Source organism: Erwinia sp. PPS120 (genome assembly GCF_047918655.1).
Classification (GTDB): domain Bacteria; phylum Pseudomonadota; class Gammaproteobacteria; order Enterobacterales; family Enterobacteriaceae; genus Erwinia; species Erwinia tasmaniensis_A.
The window spans coordinates 62,603-80,690 of the sequence record NZ_JBLREF010000023.1 but is presented as its reverse complement, the minus strand read 5'-3'; the positions used below and the strand labels follow the sequence as shown (position 1 = coordinate 80,690).

11 protein-coding genes are annotated in these 18,088 nt (G+C 55.5%); 6 read left to right on the top strand and 5 right to left on the bottom strand.

Going from position 1 to position 18,088, the window contains the following annotated elements; all coding sequences use genetic code 11:
- Nucleotides 1-49: 49 nt before the first annotated feature.
- Together purN and purM are read right to left on the bottom strand one after the other, a co-directional pair.
- Nucleotides 50-694, bottom strand: coding sequence for a phosphoribosylglycinamide formyltransferase (purN, locus tag ACLRGG_RS13820; RefSeq protein ID WP_416250319.1), 645 nt, complete (start codon nt 692-694; stop codon nt 50-52).
- A complete protein-coding gene (gene purM / locus ACLRGG_RS13815) occupies nt 691-1,731 on the bottom strand; it encodes a phosphoribosylformylglycinamidine cyclo-ligase (RefSeq protein ID WP_416250318.1) in 1,041 nt (346 codons plus the stop codon). The genes purN and purM overlap by 4 nt, the downstream gene beginning before the upstream one ends.
- Nucleotides 1,732-1,972: 241 nt before the next feature.
- Here purM and upp point away from each other — a divergent pair, with 241 nt between their 5' ends.
- From upp to hda, 3 genes are all read left to right on the top strand, one after another.
- The gene (upp, locus tag ACLRGG_RS13810; RefSeq protein ID WP_416250317.1) at nt 1,973-2,599 is read left to right on the top strand and encodes a uracil phosphoribosyltransferase; all 627 of its coding nucleotides are present in this window, start codon (nt 1,973-1,975) and stop codon (nt 2,597-2,599) included.
- Between the two features lie 71 nt (nt 2,600-2,670).
- The gene (gene uraA / locus ACLRGG_RS13805) at nt 2,671-3,954 is read left to right on the top strand and encodes a uracil permease (protein ID WP_416250316.1); all 1,284 of its coding nucleotides are present in this window, start codon (nt 2,671-2,673) and stop codon (nt 3,952-3,954) included.
- Between the two features lie 83 nt (nt 3,955-4,037).
- Nucleotides 4,038-4,745 carry a DnaA inactivator Hda gene (gene hda, locus ACLRGG_RS13800; RefSeq protein WP_416250315.1) on the top strand — a complete coding sequence of 236 codons (708 nt, stop codon included), beginning with the start codon at nt 4,038-4,040 and terminating at the stop codon, nt 4,743-4,745.
- Between the two features lie 20 nt (nt 4,746-4,765).
- Here the strand turns inward: hda and ACLRGG_RS13795 are convergent, their stop codons facing one another.
- The 3 genes from ACLRGG_RS13795 to bepA all read right to left on the bottom strand — a co-directional run bounded on the left by ACLRGG_RS13795 (nt 4,766) and on the right by bepA (nt 13,654).
- Nucleotides 4,766-10,723, bottom strand: coding sequence for an autotransporter outer membrane beta-barrel domain-containing protein (locus tag ACLRGG_RS13795; RefSeq protein WP_416250314.1), 5,958 nt, complete (start codon nt 10,721-10,723; stop codon nt 4,766-4,768).
- Nucleotides 10,724-11,396: 673 nt separating this feature from the next.
- Nucleotides 11,397-11,960 (bottom strand): Ail/Lom family outer membrane beta-barrel protein, encoded by a 564-nt coding sequence (locus ACLRGG_RS13790; RefSeq protein WP_416250313.1) that lies wholly within the window; start codon nt 11,958-11,960, stop codon nt 11,397-11,399.
- A 233-nt stretch (nt 11,961-12,193) separates the two neighbouring features.
- Entirely contained in the window at nt 12,194-13,654 is a 1,461-nt protein-coding gene (gene bepA, locus ACLRGG_RS13785) for a beta-barrel assembly-enhancing protease (RefSeq protein WP_416250312.1), read from the bottom strand.
- Between the two features lie 820 nt (nt 13,655-14,474).
- On the opposite strand from bepA, the gene ACLRGG_RS13780 reads away from it, so the two are divergent.
- From ACLRGG_RS13780 to ACLRGG_RS13770, 3 genes are all read left to right on the top strand, one after another.
- The gene (locus tag ACLRGG_RS13780) at nt 14,475-15,080 is read left to right on the top strand and encodes a DsrE family protein (RefSeq protein WP_416250311.1); all 606 of its coding nucleotides are present in this window, start codon (nt 14,475-14,477) and stop codon (nt 15,078-15,080) included.
- 247 nt (nt 15,081-15,327) lie between these two features.
- Nucleotides 15,328-16,908, top strand: a complete 1,581-nt coding sequence (locus ACLRGG_RS13775; RefSeq protein ID WP_416250310.1) for a sensor domain-containing diguanylate cyclase — start codon at nt 15,328-15,330, stop codon at nt 16,906-16,908.
- Between the two features lie 80 nt (nt 16,909-16,988).
- Complete coding sequence (locus tag ACLRGG_RS13770; protein ID WP_416250309.1) at nt 16,989-18,062, top strand: AI-2E family transporter; 1,074 nt, start codon at nt 16,989-16,991, stop codon at nt 18,060-18,062.
- Nucleotides 18,063-18,088: the final 26 nt, after the last annotated feature.

Sequence of the window (18,088 nt, the reverse complement as noted above, 5' to 3'; positions counted from 1 at the left end):
TCAGATTATCTCTTCCTGACCTACAGTCGGAAGAAGCGCGTCGTCATCCTCAGACGCTGTCCCCCGCATATCCCTCCGGCGGTAGCGGCTTGCCGTCCAGCCAGGCGGCCTCATCCTTCATCGCCAGGCGTCCTGCAGAAAACCAGCTCACCACTAGCGGATAGATGGCGTGCTCCTGATGCTGTACGCGGGCGCGCACATCCTCTTCGCTGTCGTCGGGGAATACCGGCACCTTCGCCTGAAGAATAACCGGGCCGCCATCCAGCTCTCGGGTCACAAAATGCACCGAGGTGCCGTGTTCGCTATCGCCGTTCTCAAGCGCCTGACGATGAGTATGCAGACCGGGGTATTTCGGCAGCAGGGAGGGGTGGATATTTAGCATACGACCGACATAACGATCGACAAAGGCCGGCGTGAGGATGCGCATATAGCCGGCCAGAATCACCAGGTCGGGCGCATATGCATCCACTTCCTGCATAAGCTGCGCATCAAACGCCTCGCGATCGCTAAACTGAGACGCCGCAAGCGCATGGGCCGGAATGCCCGCCGCGCGGGCGCGCGACAGGCCGTAAGCCTCTGACTTATTGCTGAACACGGCGGCCACGCTGCCGTTGATTCGCCCCTGCTGGCAGGCATCAATAATGGCCTGCAGGTTGCTTCCCTCACCGGAAACCAGCACCACCAGCCGCATCATGCGTTGATGACCACACGCTCGTCGGAATCAGACGCCTTAATCACGCCAATTTTCCACGCTTTCTCGCCCGCATCGGTCATCAGCTCTACCGCTTTATCCGCCTCTTCAGCACTCAGCGCGATCAGCATGCCGACGCCGCAGTTAAAGGTGCGATACATCTCAAAGCGGCTGACGTTGCCTGCTTTCTGCATCCAGCCGAACACCGCAGGCCATTCCCAGCTTGACTCGGCGAGCACCGCCTGGGTGTTGTCCGGCAGCACGCGGGGAATATTTTCCCAGAAGCCACCGCCGGTCAGGTGGGCGATAGCATGAACGTCAACCTGCTCGATCAGGCTAAGGATATTTTTGACATAGATGCGGGTAGGGGCCAACAGGTGATCCGCCAGCGATTTACCCTCAAGCTGGGTCTGTTCCGCATCGGTATTGCTGACCTCAAGGATTTTACGTACCAGCGAATAGCCGTTGGAGTGCGGGCCGCTGGAGCCGAGTGCAATCAGCACGTCGCCATCGCTGACTTTGCTGCCGTCAATAATTTCTGACTTTTCCACCACGCCGACGCAAAACCCGGCGACGTCATAATCTTCACCGTGATACATCCCCGGCATTTCCGCCGTTTCGCCGCCAACCAACGCACAGCCGGATTGTGAGCAGCCTTCGGCAATGCCGGTAATCACGCTGGCTGCGGTATCCACATCCAGCTTACCGGTGGCGTAGTAGTCCAGGAAGAACAGCGGCTCGGCGCCCTGTACCACCAGATCGTTGACGCACATCGCCACCAGATCGATACCGATGGTATCGTGACGCTTCAGATCCATCGCCAGGCGCAATTTGGTGCCCACGCCGTCAGTGCCGGAAACCAGAACCGGTTCGCGGTATTTTTGCGGCAGCGCACAGAGGGCACCAAAGCCGCCCAGCCCACCCATAACTTCCGGGCGACGCGTCTTTTTCACAACGCCTTTGATACGATCGACTAAAGCATTGCCGGCGTCGATATCTACGCCGGCGTCTTTATAGCTGAGAGAGGTTTTGTCGGTCACTGCGAAGTCCCCACGCGGTTTGCGGTTGGTGGTATTGAAAATAGAGCGCGGCAATTCTAACAGCGCAGGCAAACGTTTGCGAGCGCCTTCTTACAACACGTTATGACGAGCCAGGGGTCAGATTATGATGACGGAAGTGCGCGGATACGGCAGAAGTTGCATTAAGTCATAGAGCATGGTGAGAAAATAGCGCTATAATCTCGCGATTTTTTTTGCAGCTTAACACTCCGGGAGTAGAACAATGAAAATCGTGGAAGTCACACACCCGCTGGTCAAACATAAACTGGGTCTGATGCGTGAACATGACGTAAGCACCAAGCGTTTTCGTGAGCTCGCGTCGGAAGTGGGAAGCCTGCTGACCTATGAAGCCACCGCCGATTTAGAAACCGAAAAGGTCACCATCGAAGGCTGGAATGGCCCGGTAGAAGTTGACCAGATCAAAGGTAAAAAAATCACCGTAGTGCCCATCCTGCGTGCCGGTCTGGGCATGATGGAAGGTGTACTGGAGCACGTACCGAGCGCGCGCATCAGCGTGGTCGGCGTTTATCGCGATGAGACGACGCTGGAACCGGTGCCTTACTTCCAGAAGCTGGTCTCTAATATTGAAGAGCGCATGGCGCTGGTCGTTGATCCGATGCTGGCCACCGGCGGATCGATGATCGCCACCATCGACCTGCTGAAAAACGCAGGCTGCACCAGCATTAAGGTGCTGGTACTGGTTGCCGCCCCGGAGGGCATTGCCGCGCTGGAGAAGGCGCATCCGGATGTTGAACTTTATACCGCGTCGGTGGATCAGGGGCTGAATGATAAGGGGTATATCATTCCCGGCCTCGGTGACGCCGGTGACAAGATCTTCGGTACTAAATAAGTACGCCGCTATTGAACGCTAAGCCGACCGCAGAGTCGGCTTTTTATTGGGTATAAATAAAGGGTAAAGATATGACGCGTCGCGCAATTGGCGTAAGCGAGCGGCCACCGCTGCTGCAAACTATTCCTCTCAGCTTCCAGCACCTTTTTGCCATGTTCGGCGCAACGGTACTGGTACCGATCCTGTTTCATATTAATCCGGCCACCGTGCTGCTGTTTAACGGCATCGGTACGCTGCTGTATCTGTTTATCTGTAAAGGAAAAATCCCCGCTTACCTCGGTTCCAGCTTCGCTTTTATCTCGCCAGTGCTGCTGCTGCTGCCGTTAGGGTATGAGGTCGCGCTGGGCGGATTTATTCTCTGCGGCGTGCTGTTCTGCCTGGTGGCGCTGGTGGTGAAAAAGGCCGGAACGGGCTGGCTGGACGTGATGTTTCCCCCGGCGGCGATGGGGGCCATTGTGGCGGTAATTGGTCTGGAGCTGGCGGGCGTGGCGGCTAACATGGCGGGGCTGTTACCGGCCAGCGGCGCAGCGGTTGACGCTAAAAGCATCATCATTTCGCTGGTTACGCTGGCGGTGACGGTGTTGGGCTCGGTGCTGTTTCGCGGCTTCCTGGCGATTATCCCGATCCTTATTGGGGTGCTGGTAGGCTACGGGCTTGCTGGGGTAATGGGTATCGTTAACTGGGCACCGGTTGAGGCGGCACCCTGGTTTGCGCGACCGACCTTTTATACCCCGCGTTTTGAATGGTTTGCCATGCTGACGATTTTGCCCGCCGCGCTGGTGGTCATCGCCGAGCATATTGGTCATCTGGTGGTGACTGCGAATGTCGTTAAAAAAGATCTGCTGAAAGACCCTGGGCTGCATCGTTCCCTGTTTGCTAACGGCATATCCACGGTGTTTTCCGGCTTCTTCGGCTCCACACCCAATACCACCTATGGAGAAAATATTGGCGTCATGGCGATAACCCGCGTCTACAGTACCTGGGTGATTGGCGGGGCGGCGATTCTGGCGATATTGCTCTCCTGCGTGGGTAAGCTGGCGGCGGCGATTCAGGCGGTGCCGGTGCCGGTGATGGGCGGCGTCTCACTGCTGCTGTACGGCGTGATTGCTACCTCCGGGATCCGCGTACTGATTGAGTCGAAGGTGGACTATAACAAAGCACAGAATCTGATCCTCACGTCCGTTATTTTGATCATCGGCGTTAGCGGGGCCACCGTGCATATTGGAGCGGCAGAGCTAAAGGGAATGGCGCTGGCCACGCTGGTCGGTATTCTGCTGAGCCTCATCTTTAAAGCGATCGACCTGGTACGTCCACAGGAGATCATTCTCGATCCCGAGGACAGCGACGATCGCTGATCCTGGCGCAACGGCGGCCTGCGTTTATTATCCCTGCGAAGGTGTGATAAACTTCCGCCGGATTTTGCCCGATCAATACTGAGGTGCTTCTGAACACTCCGGCACAGCTCTCTCTGCCACTTTATCTGCCCGATGACGAAACGTTCGCCAGCTTCTGGCCGGGTGAAAATCCGTCGCTGATCGCGGCGCTGCAAAGCGCGCTACATCAGCAGCATGGCAGCTATTTCTATTTCTGGTCGCGCGAAGGAGGAGGGCGCAGTCATCTGCTGCACGCCGCCTGCGCTGAGCTTTCCGCGCGTGGTGAGGCTGTCGGCTATGTGCCGCTGGATAAGCGTACCTGGTTTGTTCCGGAAGTGCTCGATGGGATGGAGCAGCTGTCGCTGATTTGCATTGATAATATTGAATGCATTGCCGGTGATGAACTCTGGGAGATGGCGATATTCGATCTCTATAATCGCATCCTTGAAACCGGGCGAACCCGCCTGCTGATCACGGGCGATCGTCCGCCGCGTCAGCTGAATTTAAAGCTGGCCGATCTCGCCTCCAGGCTGGACTGGGGGCAGATCTATCGGCTTCAGCCACTCTGTGACGAAGACAAACTTCAGGCGCTCCAGCTCCGCGCCAGACTTCGTGGGTTTGAGCTGCCCGAGGATGTCGGGCGGTTTTTATTGAAAAGGCTCGACAGAGAGATGCGTACGCTGTTTGTCACGCTCGATAAGCTTGATCGTGCCTCAATCAGCGCCCAGCGCAAGCTCACCATTCCCTTCGTTAAGGAAGCGCTGGATCTCTGAGAGCCCGTGATACTGACGACTCAGAATGACCAGCGGAGGCCCGCATTGTAACGCCAGCCTTTCGCGCCGCTGCCGTCGATCTCCTTACGGTAATCGGCTTCGGCATAGAGCGACACATCGTTTTTAAAGGTGGTGGTGCCACCGATGCCTGCGTCCCACATCTGACCAAACTTGCCGCTGTTAAAGTTCTGGCTGACATCACTCTCCGTCGAACCGACCTTCACCTTCGCCGTGCCGCCCCAGCCACGATAGTAGTCGGTGCGCAGGTAAGGCGTATACTGCCGCTGACTGTCATCTTCCCAGGTACGATCCAGCCTGGCCCCCACGCGACCGATGGTTTGATCGTAAGTATCCCAGGAGACGCGGGTACGATCGCTGTCGGTGAGGCTGTCCATTTTAAGACGCAGATAAGTCAGCTGTGCCTGCGGTTCAAGCCGTACGCCGTTGGCAAATTCAAATGGATAGCCTGACTCCAGCGAGGCCGTCCAGCCGTTACCCTTCGGTGAGGCGACCTTTTTCTCACGGGCGATATCCGTCTCCCCGCGATGCCAGTTCCACGCCAGCGAACCGTCCAGATAGAGGCCGTTATCACGCTGCCAGGTGCCGTACAGCGCCACGCTGTCGCTGTCGAAGGTGGTTGAGCTGTAGCCATCTGCCGCATGAGGCCGGATACGCGTGTTGCCGCGCGTGTAGGCCACGCCGCCGCGCAGGCTGTCATGCGCGCCATCCATTTTCAGCAGGTTGCCGCCCAGCTGTACGCCGCTGTAGTCGAGGTCGACGTCGTAACCATACTGCCTTAGCCCGCGATTGCTCTGGTAGGTGAGGTTTGAACCGAGATAGCGGATAAACATCTCGCCGCCGAATGCATCCGGGTTATGCTGCTGCTGACGGAGCTCGCCGAGGCGCTTATGCAGATCGTCGGTCATCGCCAGCTGGTAATAGGCCAGGCCAACGGGTGCGGAAATATAAGCGGGCACCTGTGGGGTGACTGCCGGACGCGCCGCCACTTTGCCGTTACCGGGCTGAGGCTGGCACAGTGAACCATCTTCACAGACATAGGTGTTGGCGAGGCGGTAATCCCAGAAGGCATTACCGTCGCCATTCACCTGACGCTGGCTGGCATCACTGCTGCCCGGCGCGAAGCTGTAGAGGCTGTACTGCCAGGGCCCCGACGCCACGTAGCCGCGCTGCAGTGCAAAACTTCCCGCGCTGGCGTTACCGGAAACCTGTGCCAGCGACACGCCCTCAGCAGGGTCAGTGACCGCGTTGCGGTTGGTGTCAGCCAGCGCGCTGCCCCTCAGGGCATCGTCAATAAACGTCGTCCCGCTGACGTTACCGTTGACGCGGAGCGTGTCACTGTGCGTAGCATTTGAGTTGAGCCGCAGGCTGCCGCCTGCCGAGGCCAGGTCACCGTCGATGGTGAGGGTATCGCCCACCGCCGTACCGCCACTGGTCAGATCCAGCGTACCGGCGTTATTGACGATCAGCGAATCCCCCGTCGCCCCCTGGAGGACGGGGTTGACGTTATCGCCGGCGAACAGCGTCGAACCGCTGTCAATATTGATGGTACTGTGCGCCAGTTTGATATTGTCCGTTAAGTGCCACAGGGAGCGGAAGAAGTTAAGGGTGCTCCATCCCGCGCCGATGTTGGTACCTTTGCTGAGATTGTCCGCCGCGAAGGAGCCGCCGCGCGCCGCAATGTCACTCAGGGTCAGGGTACTGCCCGCCCCGCCAGCCGTGGTGATGTGTGCGGTGTTCGCCAGGCTGACCTTCTGCAGAACGGCCTGGTTATCGGTGCCGGTGCCCATGGTCAGGCTGCCGTTTAGCGTGCCGCCGGTCATGATCAGGGAGTCAGTGCCGTTACCGGTATCGACATCCCCTACCACCTTACCGTCCAGCAGGGCAATCACATCATTGGTTGCCCCGCCTGCCACCACCACGGTGTCGGGGTTCGGTGCGGTAATCGTGCCTTCGTTGATAAACACCGTCTGGCCACCGCGCAGGTCAACGATCGGTGACGCCACGCTCTGGGAAGTGATAGATCCCTGATTAAGCACCTCGCTGGCGGTGCTGGTGACAATCGCTGAGCCGCCGTTGCTGTCCGCAATATTAATTGAGCCCTGAGATACCACCCGCCCGCTGGTATTGGCGCGCACGCCGGTACCGGTGCCGGTGACATCAATGGCGTAGCCGGGGCCGATCAGCAGATCGTTACTGGTGGTGGAACCATCTTCACTGGCAAACAGATAGCCGGTACCGCTGCCGTTAACCGTCACTGACGCGCTGCCATCCGCATCAAATGACCGTGAGGAGCGAATGCCGGTACCGCCCTGAACGTCGAGCCTGACGTTTTGCAGGGAGATATTCTCCGTTCCCGCGCGGTTGTGAAGGGCGCTACCGCTTCCCGAGGCCGTCAGGATAATATCGTTAGCCTCAAGCCACTGCGCGCCGCTGTCCAGCAACAGCGCATCCGCCGCCCCTCCGGCCCCGATAAAGCTGGCGCCCTGGCCATCTCCGTAGATCTTCAGGGCGGCGCCGTCGCCAACGCGCAGCGCGGCGATGCCGTCATCCACCCGCAGCTCGCTATCCGTTGGCACAAAATAGCCATCCCCGGCGCTGATATCGACGCCGGTCCCCGAGGCCACATGGACATAGCCTCGGTTGATAAACGTACCGCTATCATGCACGCGTACGCCGGTGCTGTTGGGACCGTTCAGATCCACCCGGCCCTGGTACTGGTTGAAAAGACTTGAGTAACCGCTCACGTCTAAGGCAGTAATATTTGCGCCGCTACCACTGATCGATGAAGCGGCATAGACCTGCGCATAATCGCCGCCGCTGCTTGCGCCCAGCGTATTGTTACCGTTCAGCGTGATGGGGTTAGAGATGATTGCCTGGGCGCCCCAGCTGGCGCGTACTGCCGTCGCGCCCTCACCGTTAACGGCATAATTATCGGTGCGATAGGCATAGGTATTCGCACCCGACACATCCACACCGCTGCTGTTTGCGCCATTCAGCGCAACGTTAGCGGAGACCAGCGGATAGAGGTAAGCCCCATTCGTCGCGCGGTAGAGCGTTGACCCGTCGGTGCTGACGTTGATGCTGCCGCCGTTGCTGCTGTAAAGGCTGCTGTCTGCGTCCTGCACCTGATAGGCGGTCTGGTTGGCGTCGTGAAACACCACATTACTTTCTGACCCAAGATTTATTCTGGCGCCGTTAAAAGCGTTTGCGCCAACGACATTGTTGCCATACAGATTGATGGTGCCGTTCTGGTCAATACGGCCCAGCGAGTTATAGGCGATGGCACCGTAGGTGGGTGACATCACCTGGCTTGTCCCGCCGATGACGTTTAGCGTTCCGGTGTTGGTGATGATCGTTGGCGTGGTGCCGTCGCCAACGTAGGGGTAACCGTCGGCATAAAGCCCGATACCGCTGCGGGTCACGCTGATGTCGCCGCTGTTCGTTACGTTAGCGCCATAGCGCGCAATAATCCCATTGCTGGATTCACCCTCTAAATTAATATTGCCCGTGTTAACCAGCTGCGCCTGATTCAGCGCCAGCAGGCCAGTCGTGCCGCTATAAATACTGTTTATCTCAGCATGGTTGGTCAGCGAGGTAGTGGCGTAAGGCTGGGCTGGCGGATTAGTGGCCTTCATTGACAGATCGTGTTTATCGCCGTCGGCCGTAGCGGCAATGGCATTCACTCCCGTCAGGTTGAACCGGGTTGCGGCATCAATCGTACCCTGCGCGCCTCCTTCAACCAGCACGCCAGTACCGTATGGGCTGATATTGACAATCGCGTTATGGGTGGCAATATCCGTCCCTCCACCGCTGCCGACAATGGCGGTTGAGCCCTCCCCGCTGGCGGTTAGCGTCAGGCCGGTGCCATCGAAATCTGCGCCGTCCTGATTACGGAACAGGGTAGAATACCTGCCGCTGCTGGAGTAACTAAGGTTAGCGGGCAGGTTAATTTTTGCATCCGGACCGATAGCGAGGAAGGCAATCTGATACTCTCCGCCGGACAGTTCAGGCACCGCCACAGGCGAGACGTTAACGGTGGCGTGGCCCTCAGCACGAATACCGATGGCCGCGTCGCCGTTCAGGTTAATGGGCCCGGTGAGATCCGCACTGGCTCTGCCGGCCGGTATACCATACTGCCCCGCCAGCCCTGTCACCCAGACGGCGGTGTTACGCGTCCCGTTGTAGGCATCGGCATCGCCGTTAACGTTTATCGTGCCGGAGGAGTAGACGCTGGCCGTCCTTCCAGTTCGGGCAGTGACCTTAATGCCGGTACTGTTATCACCGTTCAGGTTGAGGGTGCCGGTATTACCAATTCGTCCGCCGCTGCCGGCGTCAATGGCCTGCATGGCGATATTTTCTGCGGGTCCGGACTGCGCACGCCCGTTCACATCGATCACGCCAGCATTAAGCGCCAGGGTATCGTCTCCCCCATCAATGCGTATACCGACGGCATTCTGCACTTTGGATCCAATAACAATACGACCCTCGTTAATCGCTTCCCCGCTGTTAAAAGGGTCAATTGCCGCCACGGTACCGGCCAGATTAACGGCGACATCGCTGGTGGCATCCGTTATCGCATTCTGCGGCGTACGGCCAATATAAATGGTGCCGCCCGCAGCGTTGATAAAGGAGCCGCCGAAGCCGTAGTTCACCCCAGTACCCCGGGTAGTGCCGCTGTTATACACATCCGCTATGCCGACGTTAATATTGCCATTATTGACCGCGCTCCCCTTGTCGAGGCCAATGGCCTTACTGCCCCAGCTGTTACCAAGGGCGAGGTTAATCACGCCATTATTAGTAAACTGGCTGCCTTCATTTACGGCCACTGCCTTATCGGTATAGCCCAGCGTACTGGTATCCACCCCCATGCCGTCGGTGTTATTGAAGAACCCGCCATTAATCACACCGTTATTGATCCCGGTGGCGCCGGTGTTCAGCTCCAGGCCACTGCTTTCCGCGAGTATCGGTCCGGTAGTGGCGAGTTTGCCATCAATAATGGCAGTCGCACCATTGCTGGCGCGTACGGCTGCGGTATGGCTGTCCTGCACCTCAAGGGTTTTACCGGCATTGATTTTTACACTGGCGTTGGGGCCATCGGTACGCATTATGACCTGATCGCCCAGCGGCTGTGTGATTTCATCCTTATAGTTTTTAATTCCCATGGCGTAGGTGACGGCAGAATAGCCCTGCGAGAAGGCTTTATTAAATTCGGTGTCATAGCTATTCGCCCGCAGGTTGCCGTTCGAGAGCTGATCGATTAGCCAGTTATTGTAATTTTTCAGATCGTCCAGGCTGTTGACGTTAAAAGTGCTGGTTCCGCCATCCAGCGCGGTGACGGTAAAAGTGCCAGCCCAGTTGACGACTTTATCATCCTCCAACGCCAGCGAATGATCGTCGTAGGGCGTAGTGGCAGCGATAAAGGTGATGCGGTTATTGGAATTCCAGTTGAGATGCCCCTGTCGGGTGGCGGAAAATAACTGGCTCTGTTTCGCCGCCATGTACCAGCTATTGCTACTGGCGCTGGCTGCGGCACCCTGCTCGCCGATGTCAATGTTAAGCGTGCCGTTGCCAACTGACGCCACGCGCGCGTCGATATACTGCGCATCATTTACGTCCACAAAGTCTTGCACGGACGTATTAAGACCGACAGGCGTCAAATCCCTGATGCCGTCACTGTCATAAACTGACACGGACGTCCATTCGGCATCTGGATTATCGCGATCGGGAACGCCAACACTGTAATTTTTTTCTCCCACGTCGAGGCGTTCTCTGCCAATTAAATTATCACTTTGAATGCGACCGGTGCGTTGTAATTCATCCAGCGTGACGCTGACTTCGCCGCTGACCCCGGACGTAAAGCGGGGCAAACCGCTTAGCGTTTGCGTGCTGCCGTCGCAGAGACAGTAAGCGCCAACCTTATTGTCATTAAATTCAGGCGTGAAAGGTTTAAGTTCCACCGCGGAGGCATTTGATAAAGGGAATAACATACCTTGCGCAGCGATAAGGCTCAGAAGTACAGGATTTAATTTAAACAAAATGTTTTCCTCCAGAGAGAAAAGACAAAGCCCACATGACGTTAACCGACATGTTTAAGGCGTTTTTTGTGGTAATAACTATTTTCGGACGCGCAAAATTGCTTTTTGCTGGATGAAATAACATCATTTAGCCGCTGGAATGTCTATCGGCAGTTAATGCTCGCTATCGATAAAAATACTATTTAGGAATAGCCTTATGAAAAGAAAACAGAGACTGTAATATTTTTAAATAACTTTAAATATAATTTTCAGTAATTTGGGTGGCTCAGGTTGCAAGAGGGTTTTACATTAATTTCTCTATTAAGGGTAACGGCGCTATAAGGTGATTATGGGGAGGGGGGTAAAATGAATCGGCACTATTAATTACAAGGTTTATCTTTAAAGTTAACAGGTTGTGATGAGGAAAACGATAAGCTTAGTGCCGGTATATTATAACCGAAACGGTAGAGATGAGTAGATGAGTAAAAGCGAGTTTATTGCTAAAAATAGCGAACCACAAATATGGGATAATCCCCCGGGGGGACTCCCCTCATACCTGCCCGTTATCACCTGCAATAAAACCAGTTATCCCGTTATTCCCTGAGGGGCATCCTTGTCAGAATCGGTAGCCAATTCCGATGTTTACACCATTAACTGAACGTTTTTGCACTTCAACACGGGAGCGTGAACCTTCATACCCTGCATTAAAAGTAACATGCTCCGTTACGTTAAAAATAACGCCGGCACCGTAGGCGAAGGCATTAGACCCGTCGGAAAAGTTAATGCGTTCCGGATTGCCATGATAGTCATAATCACGGGCGTTGCGCTCCATCGTACTGTGCGACATACCGGCCAGTGCATACAGGCTGATATAATCATTAAGACGCCAGGCCGGGCCGACCATCAAAGAATAATATTCCGCTTTAACATGATCGTGGGTTTTGATACCCATCAAGTTGCCTGATTCATCCTCGTCATTTTGCAATGCGGTAAACGATGTGAGTAAACTCACCGGCGAGTCCCACTCATAGCGGTATTGTAGGTTAACGCCGGGCATATTCTTGAAATTCTGCACTTTACTCTGAGCGTAACCGATCGAAATGCTGTGGCTATCCGCCAGAGCCGTTGCACTCATAATTAGCCCGGCAATAAGGACGGTCAGACCTGTCTTTTTTTTCATGCTTACCACCATAATTTATAAATAGAGGGGCATTAATCATGGCTACGTATCTTACCATCCGCAGTTAAACGACATATATATCACCGGCGTAAACACCATGTTAAATTATGATATTATCACCGGATTGATTATTTAATAATGTGGGTAATTTTACCCTGACCGTCGGCGCAATTCATCAGCCGTTAAATGTCTGATGCAAAAACCGGGATGGCTATCCGCGTGGCGCTCAATGCTTATGAGCGCTGATACTGGCGGAAACGCTGCTGGAGCATTCGCAGCTGATCGATACGCGCGTCATAGCGCGCCTGTTTAAGACTCCCCAGGGGGACGGCGGCGCTGGCGCTGCTGAGGCTGCGAATAGCCTGGTCCAGCTGGCCGTTCAGCGCCATGCTTTCAGCGCGGGCGGCCTGCTCCTCATCCGTTAGCCCCTGGTCGGCACAGGCCTGGGCCAGCAGATCCCAGCCGTTCGGATCGTCCTTATGCGCCCAGGTATAGCGATAAAGGATCCTGCTGGCTGCGGCGGGCTGTTTTGCTTCCACATAGGCGTTGGCGAGGTTGAGCTGAACCACCGGGTTGCTGCTGGCTGCATGCGCCGCCTGGAGCATCGCGATGGCCCGCTGGGGCTGCTTCAGGCCGATATCAATGTCGGTCATAATATCCAGATACCAGACATTATCCGGCTGTTTTGCCAGCAGCGGGGCAATGATTTTCTGTGCGTTATCAAAGCTTTTTGCCTGTAAAAATTGCACCGCCTTGCCATAGCGTGCCGCAGTCTGCTCCCGGCTGTTGCCCCTGTTCAGCGTATCCAGCAGGTCGTCGCTGAGCTGATTATCGCCCCGTGAGTACATGCCCAGCGTTCGTACTTTAGCCATGTAAAAATCCTGAGAAGACTGTACCACTACCGGTTTCATCTGATCCGCCCGGTTGCGCGTATCGGTAAGCCGACTGTCGGGTAGCGGGTGGGTCAGCAGGATTTCCGGGGGTTTGGACGAAAAACGTGAGCGATCGGCCAGCTTTTGTAAAAAGTCCGGCATCGCTTCTGGATCGAATCCTGCGCGCTGCAGCACCTGGATGCCGATCCGATCGGCCTCCTGCTCATTCTGCTGGGTGAAGCTGATCATGCCCTGCTGCGATCCCGCCAGCGTGCCGCTGAGCGCCGCCATGCCTGCCTGCGGGCTGGCCATCGCCAGCAGGATAGAACCCAATGCGCCCACCCAGGTCAGGGGCGCGTCACGCCGCTGCTGCTCCATTGCCCGCGCCAGATGGCGCTGGGTAACGTGAGAAATTTCATGCGCCATCACCGAGGCCAGCTGGCTCTCGTTGTCGGTGTAGCGAAAGAGGGCAGAGTGCAGCACCACGTTGCCGCCAAAAAAGGCGAAGGCGTTTATTTCATCGTTATCGACCAGAAAGAAGTGAAACGGTGTTTTCACCGACCAGGCGTGGGCAACCAGCCGCTGTCCCAGCTGATTAATGTAGTCATTCAGCAGCGGGTCATTAATCAGTGGCGTACTGCCGCGAAGCTGGCGAACGTAGAAATCGCCCATTGCCAGCTCCTGATTAATCGACAGCGTGCCGCCCGCCGTGGTCCCGATTTCCGGCAGGTTATCGCTGATGTCGGCTGACACAGGAACAGCGGTGGCCGAGAGTGATAACAGTAACGACGCAATCGCGCATTGTTTAAAACGGTTTAGCATCCTGAATCTCATCGCAATGAAGATCGGTGTGGTCGGAAACGGATAGCACGCTTTGCGGCAACCCTCCGGCTATCGTGACATCAATCTATAGTAAATGAAGGTGAAACGTGAAGGAAACGGCCAGTGGGAACAATTCAGTAAGCAAAATGTTCAGAAAGGCCTTTTTTGTATGGAAAATTTGAACAGGTAGCGGTGGGCAGATGTCAGGGGTCGCCTGTGCCACTGACCCAGGCTTCTCACCCTCGCTGGGGAGGGGGTATCATAATCCCGGCAGCGTGGTTTACGGGGTGAAATGGGGGGATAAATAGCGGAGTTCGAGTGGGTCAAAATTAAAGTTAGGTAAATTTATTCAATTAATTTGATGATGGCATGAAAATTGACTAGGTATAGTCTGAAAAACTTTCACCCGTCAGATTGTTGCCTTAATGAAAATAATAAGAAAATCTATTGATTATTTTGCTGAGTCTTAAATTTACCGATCCAGTGATTTGTCAGAAAAAAAGGAAACAGGTCCAGTTATTTCCGTTTTACCCTTCTTTATCCGCTGATATCCGCGAAGCCATTAGTAGAGTCCAATATTAATGCTCCTTTTACGGGTGGAGCGGCAATTTTTAATGTGTCAGCTGAAACTATTCATTTTATACGTGATAAGGGTACAGCAGGTGTTTCATCCTGTAACCAGCCGCAAATTCGCAGAATAAACCACTGCAAACATTCCGTTATTGCTGTGGTATATCTCTTTTACGGCAGAGGTTTTGCGAATTCCTGCTTATTTTATTTATCAGCCGTTTGGCTCCTTGTCCTGAGTGGAGAGCATTTCATGCGTCCAGTAGTATCCTATGTTTTAATCGCCGTCGTTGCGGGTTTTGTTGGTGCCAGTTTTTCTCAGGCACCTGAAATAGCAACAAAAATTAGCGAGCGCTTTAGCAGTGAGCCAGCCGATCCCGCCGGATTCTGGACCACGCCGACGGTCGATGGGTATGGGAAAATTCATTACGAATCTGACGCGGCGTATAAACCAGCGGTGGGTGACAGTAATAAGGTCGTTTTTCAAATTACTAAAGCTGAGAATGGCCCTAACGATCCTAATCTGGGGCTGCAACGCGTTGCGCGCGTGGTCAATCTTTACGTCGCTTCCGGCGTGCCGGCGGACAAGCTGAAGTTTGTGGTCTCGGTCACCGGGGACGGCACCCCCGCGATGCTGAATAATGCCCACTACAAGAAAATGTTCGGTATTGATAATCCAAATCTCAAGTTGATTAGCGAGCTGCGGGCCAGCGGCGTTGATGTTTCGGTATGCGACCAGTCCGTCGCGTTCCACCACTTCCAGCGCGACTGGATTGATAAATCTGTGACCCATGCCCTCTCCAGCCCGACAACTGTTTCCACGCTGGAAAACCAGGGTTACGCTTTCCTCGCTATGTAATCTCGCGGTTTCACTCTCTCCGGCGGGTCACCGACCCGCCTCGTTCCCTCTGGCACACTTACCGGAATCTAAACGAACCTGCAAAGCGGGGGAGTTTATTGCGTGGTAAAGCGTTCAAATATTCCCAAAAAGCATGAAAGGTGTACAATCAGCGCCGTGCTTTACCAGGGCATAACACAAATTCCAGACAAACGCGCACAGATAAGAATAAGGCGCACTACATGAAACGTCTCGCTGAGGTGGGTCTATGTTGAGGCTGAGTCGGCCTAAAACGGACCTGCGCACGCTTATTACCTTGTTAGCCATCACCAGCATTGTCATTACGCTGGCTAATTCGCTGTATGCCACCTGGCGCGTACAGCGTGAAGTGCTGATCAATAATACGCTGGAGTCTAACCGCGTCTACGCCACCAAGCTGGCATCCACGACCGAAATGTTTTTTCAACTGGCCCAGTCGCAGCTTGCTTATAGTGCGAAAATACTGGGATCCGAGCAGGATAGCGACAGGGCGCTTCAGCGCGAAGTTGAGCGCCTCAGGCAGCAGACTAACAGCTTTAACTCCGTCGCCATTGTCGATGCCAGCGGCTGGGTCAGGGCCATCTCACCAGAGTCGCTGATGTTGAAAGGTATGCACCTGAAAACGGCGGCTACTGCGCAGGCGCTTTCAGAGCGTAAGCCATTGATATCACGCCCGAGCATTTCGGCGGCTAATAATCTGATGGTCTTCGTCTCCTGGCCTGTCCGGGCGAAAAATGGACGCTACCTCGGCTTTGTCGGCGGCACGATCTACCTGAAGAAAAAGAGCATTCTCAATGCGCTACTGGGTGAACAATTTTATCGTGACGGATCGTCACTGTATGTGGTCGATGATGATAACCGCGTGCTTTATCACCAAAACGGCAGGCTAATCGGGCAGAAAATTCCGCCCCTAATCAGGCAGCCGCAAGCGAACGGCAACGGTTCCGAACAGCTCGTTCCGGCAGGCAGTCAGCCAATGCTGGCGGGTTATGCGACCGTGCCGACAGCAGGATGGACCATCGTTGCGATGAAGCCGACGCAGGCCACGCTCGCGCCACTCAGCAGCCTGCTGCTGAAGGTGTTGCAGCATTCGGTGCCGTTTGCCTTACTGACGCTGGTGTGTGCCTGGATTCTGGCGCGGCTGATCGCCCTGCCTTTATGGCAGCTTGCCCGCAAAGCCAGCCAGATGGACGTACAGGGCGTATCCGGCGAGATCAAAGACATTCGATCCTGGTACTATGAAGCCTCGCAGATTAAGCGTGCCTTACTTGCCGGTATCGGCATGCTGCAGGAAAAAATAGGCCGCCTGAAATTTGAGGTGCAGACCGATCCGCTGACGTCACTGCTTAATCGCCGCGGACTGAATGCGGTGCTGGAGTACTTTCTTGCTACGCGCCAGCCTTTTGCGGTACTGGCGTTAGATATTGATAATTTCAAGCGGGTGAATGATACCTGGGGCCACGACGTGGGTGATGAGGTGATAAGAACAGTGGCCCGGCAGCTGGTTAGCAGCTCAAGGCAGACCGATGTCGTTTGTCGCAGCGGCGGCGAGGAGTTCCTGATGATCCTGCCCGGGACCGATCGCGAAATGGCGGCGGCCATTGCTGAACGGGTGCGGCAGAAAAATGAGCAGCAGAAGCTGGACATCGTTGGCAGCATCTCCATTTCGATTGGGGTGGCGCTATGGTCTGCGGATGACATGCCGATGGAACGGACGTTTAAGCAGGCGGACGATGCGCTCTATCAGGCGAAAAATGCCGGACGTAACTGTGTGAAAATGAGTCAATCCTGCTGGATGACTGCGCCCTAAGCGCCGGTCTTCTGCCACGCGACAGCGGCAGCCCGTTTCAGGTACACTCCCGCCACTTTTAGTACGCAAGGATTTACGCCATGCTCGACCTGTTAATACAGTGGTATCGCCGCCGTTTCAGCGATCCCCAGGCTATCGCGCTACTGGCGATTTTGATTGCCGCCTTCTGCATCCTGTTTTTCTTTAATGGCCTGCTGGCACCGCTGCTGGTGGCGCTGGTGGTGGCCTATCTGCTTGAGTGGCCGACCGTGCGTCTGGAACGTATGGGCTGTTCGCGTACCTGGGCGGCCAGCATCGTTCTGGTGATATTTGCCTCGATCCTGCTGGTGCTGGTACTGATCGTAGCCCCGGTCGCCTGGCAGCAGGGTATCAACCTTGCCCATGAGCTGCCAACGATGCTGACCGGGTTGTACCATTTTGCCACCCGCCTGCCGGAACGTTTCCCCACGCTGATGGACGTCGGCCTTATTGATATCGTGGTGGAGAACCTGCGCAGTCGGCTTAGCGGTATGGGCGATCAGCTGGTGAAATATTCACTCGCCTCGCTGGTCGGGTTGATGACCCTGGCCATCTATCTGGTGCTGGTGCCGCTGATGGTTTTCTTTCTGCTAAAGGATAAAGAGCAGATGCTGGCCGCCATTGGTCGTGTTCTGCCGCGCAATCGTGGGCTGGCGGGGCAGGTATGGGTAGAGATGAATCAGCAGGTTTCAAACTATATTCGTGGCAAAGTCCTGGAGATGGTCGTCGTCGGGATCGCTACCTGGATTGGTTTCCTGGCTATTGGCATGAACTATGCCCTGCTGTTGGCGGTGCTGGTGGGGCTCTCCGTATTAATCCCCTATGTGGGAGCGCTTGCGGTCACTCTTCCGGTGATTGGCGTGGGCCTGGCGCAGTGGGGGCTGAGCGGAGATTTCTGGACGATGATCATCGTCTACCTGATCATTCAGGCGCTGGACGGCAATATTCTGGTCCCCGTGCTGTTTTCGGAAGCGGTCAACCTTCACCCGCTGGTGATTATCCTCTCCGTGGTGATTTTTGGCGGGCTGTGGGGATTCTGGGGCGTCTTCTTCGCCATCCCGCTGGCTACGCTGGTTAAGGCGGTCGTTCACGCCTGGCCTGAAGAGCATCCACATGAGAGGCGGCGGTTGCCGTAGCGGTGATGGATCGTGACAGAAGGGCG

Excerpts from the sequence above, each read along its gene's own strand:
- ACLRGG_RS13780 (WP_416250311.1), top strand. The coding sequence starts at position 14,475 with ATGCGTCCAGTAGTATCCTATGTTTTAATCGCCGTCGTTGCGGGTTTT.
- ACLRGG_RS13770 (WP_416250309.1), top strand. The coding sequence starts at position 16,989 with ATGCTCGACCTGTTAATACAGTGGTATCGCCGCCGTTTCAGCGATCCC.
- ACLRGG_RS13775 (WP_416250310.1), top strand. The coding sequence starts at position 15,328 with ATGTTGAGGCTGAGTCGGCCTAAAACGGACCTGCGCACGCTTATTACC.
- bepA (WP_416250312.1), bottom strand. The coding sequence starts at position 13,654 with ATGCTAAACCGTTTTAAACAATGCGCGATTGCGTCGTTACTGTTATCA.
- upp (WP_416250317.1), top strand. The coding sequence starts at position 1,973 with ATGAAAATCGTGGAAGTCACACACCCGCTGGTCAAACATAAACTGGGT.
- purN (WP_416250319.1), bottom strand. The coding sequence starts at position 694 with ATGATGCGGCTGGTGGTGCTGGTTTCCGGTGAGGGAAGCAACCTGCAG.
- uraA (WP_416250316.1), top strand. The coding sequence starts at position 2,671 with ATGACGCGTCGCGCAATTGGCGTAAGCGAGCGGCCACCGCTGCTGCAA.
- ACLRGG_RS13790 (WP_416250313.1), bottom strand. The coding sequence starts at position 11,960 with ATGAAAAAAAAGACAGGTCTGACCGTCCTTATTGCCGGGCTAATTATG.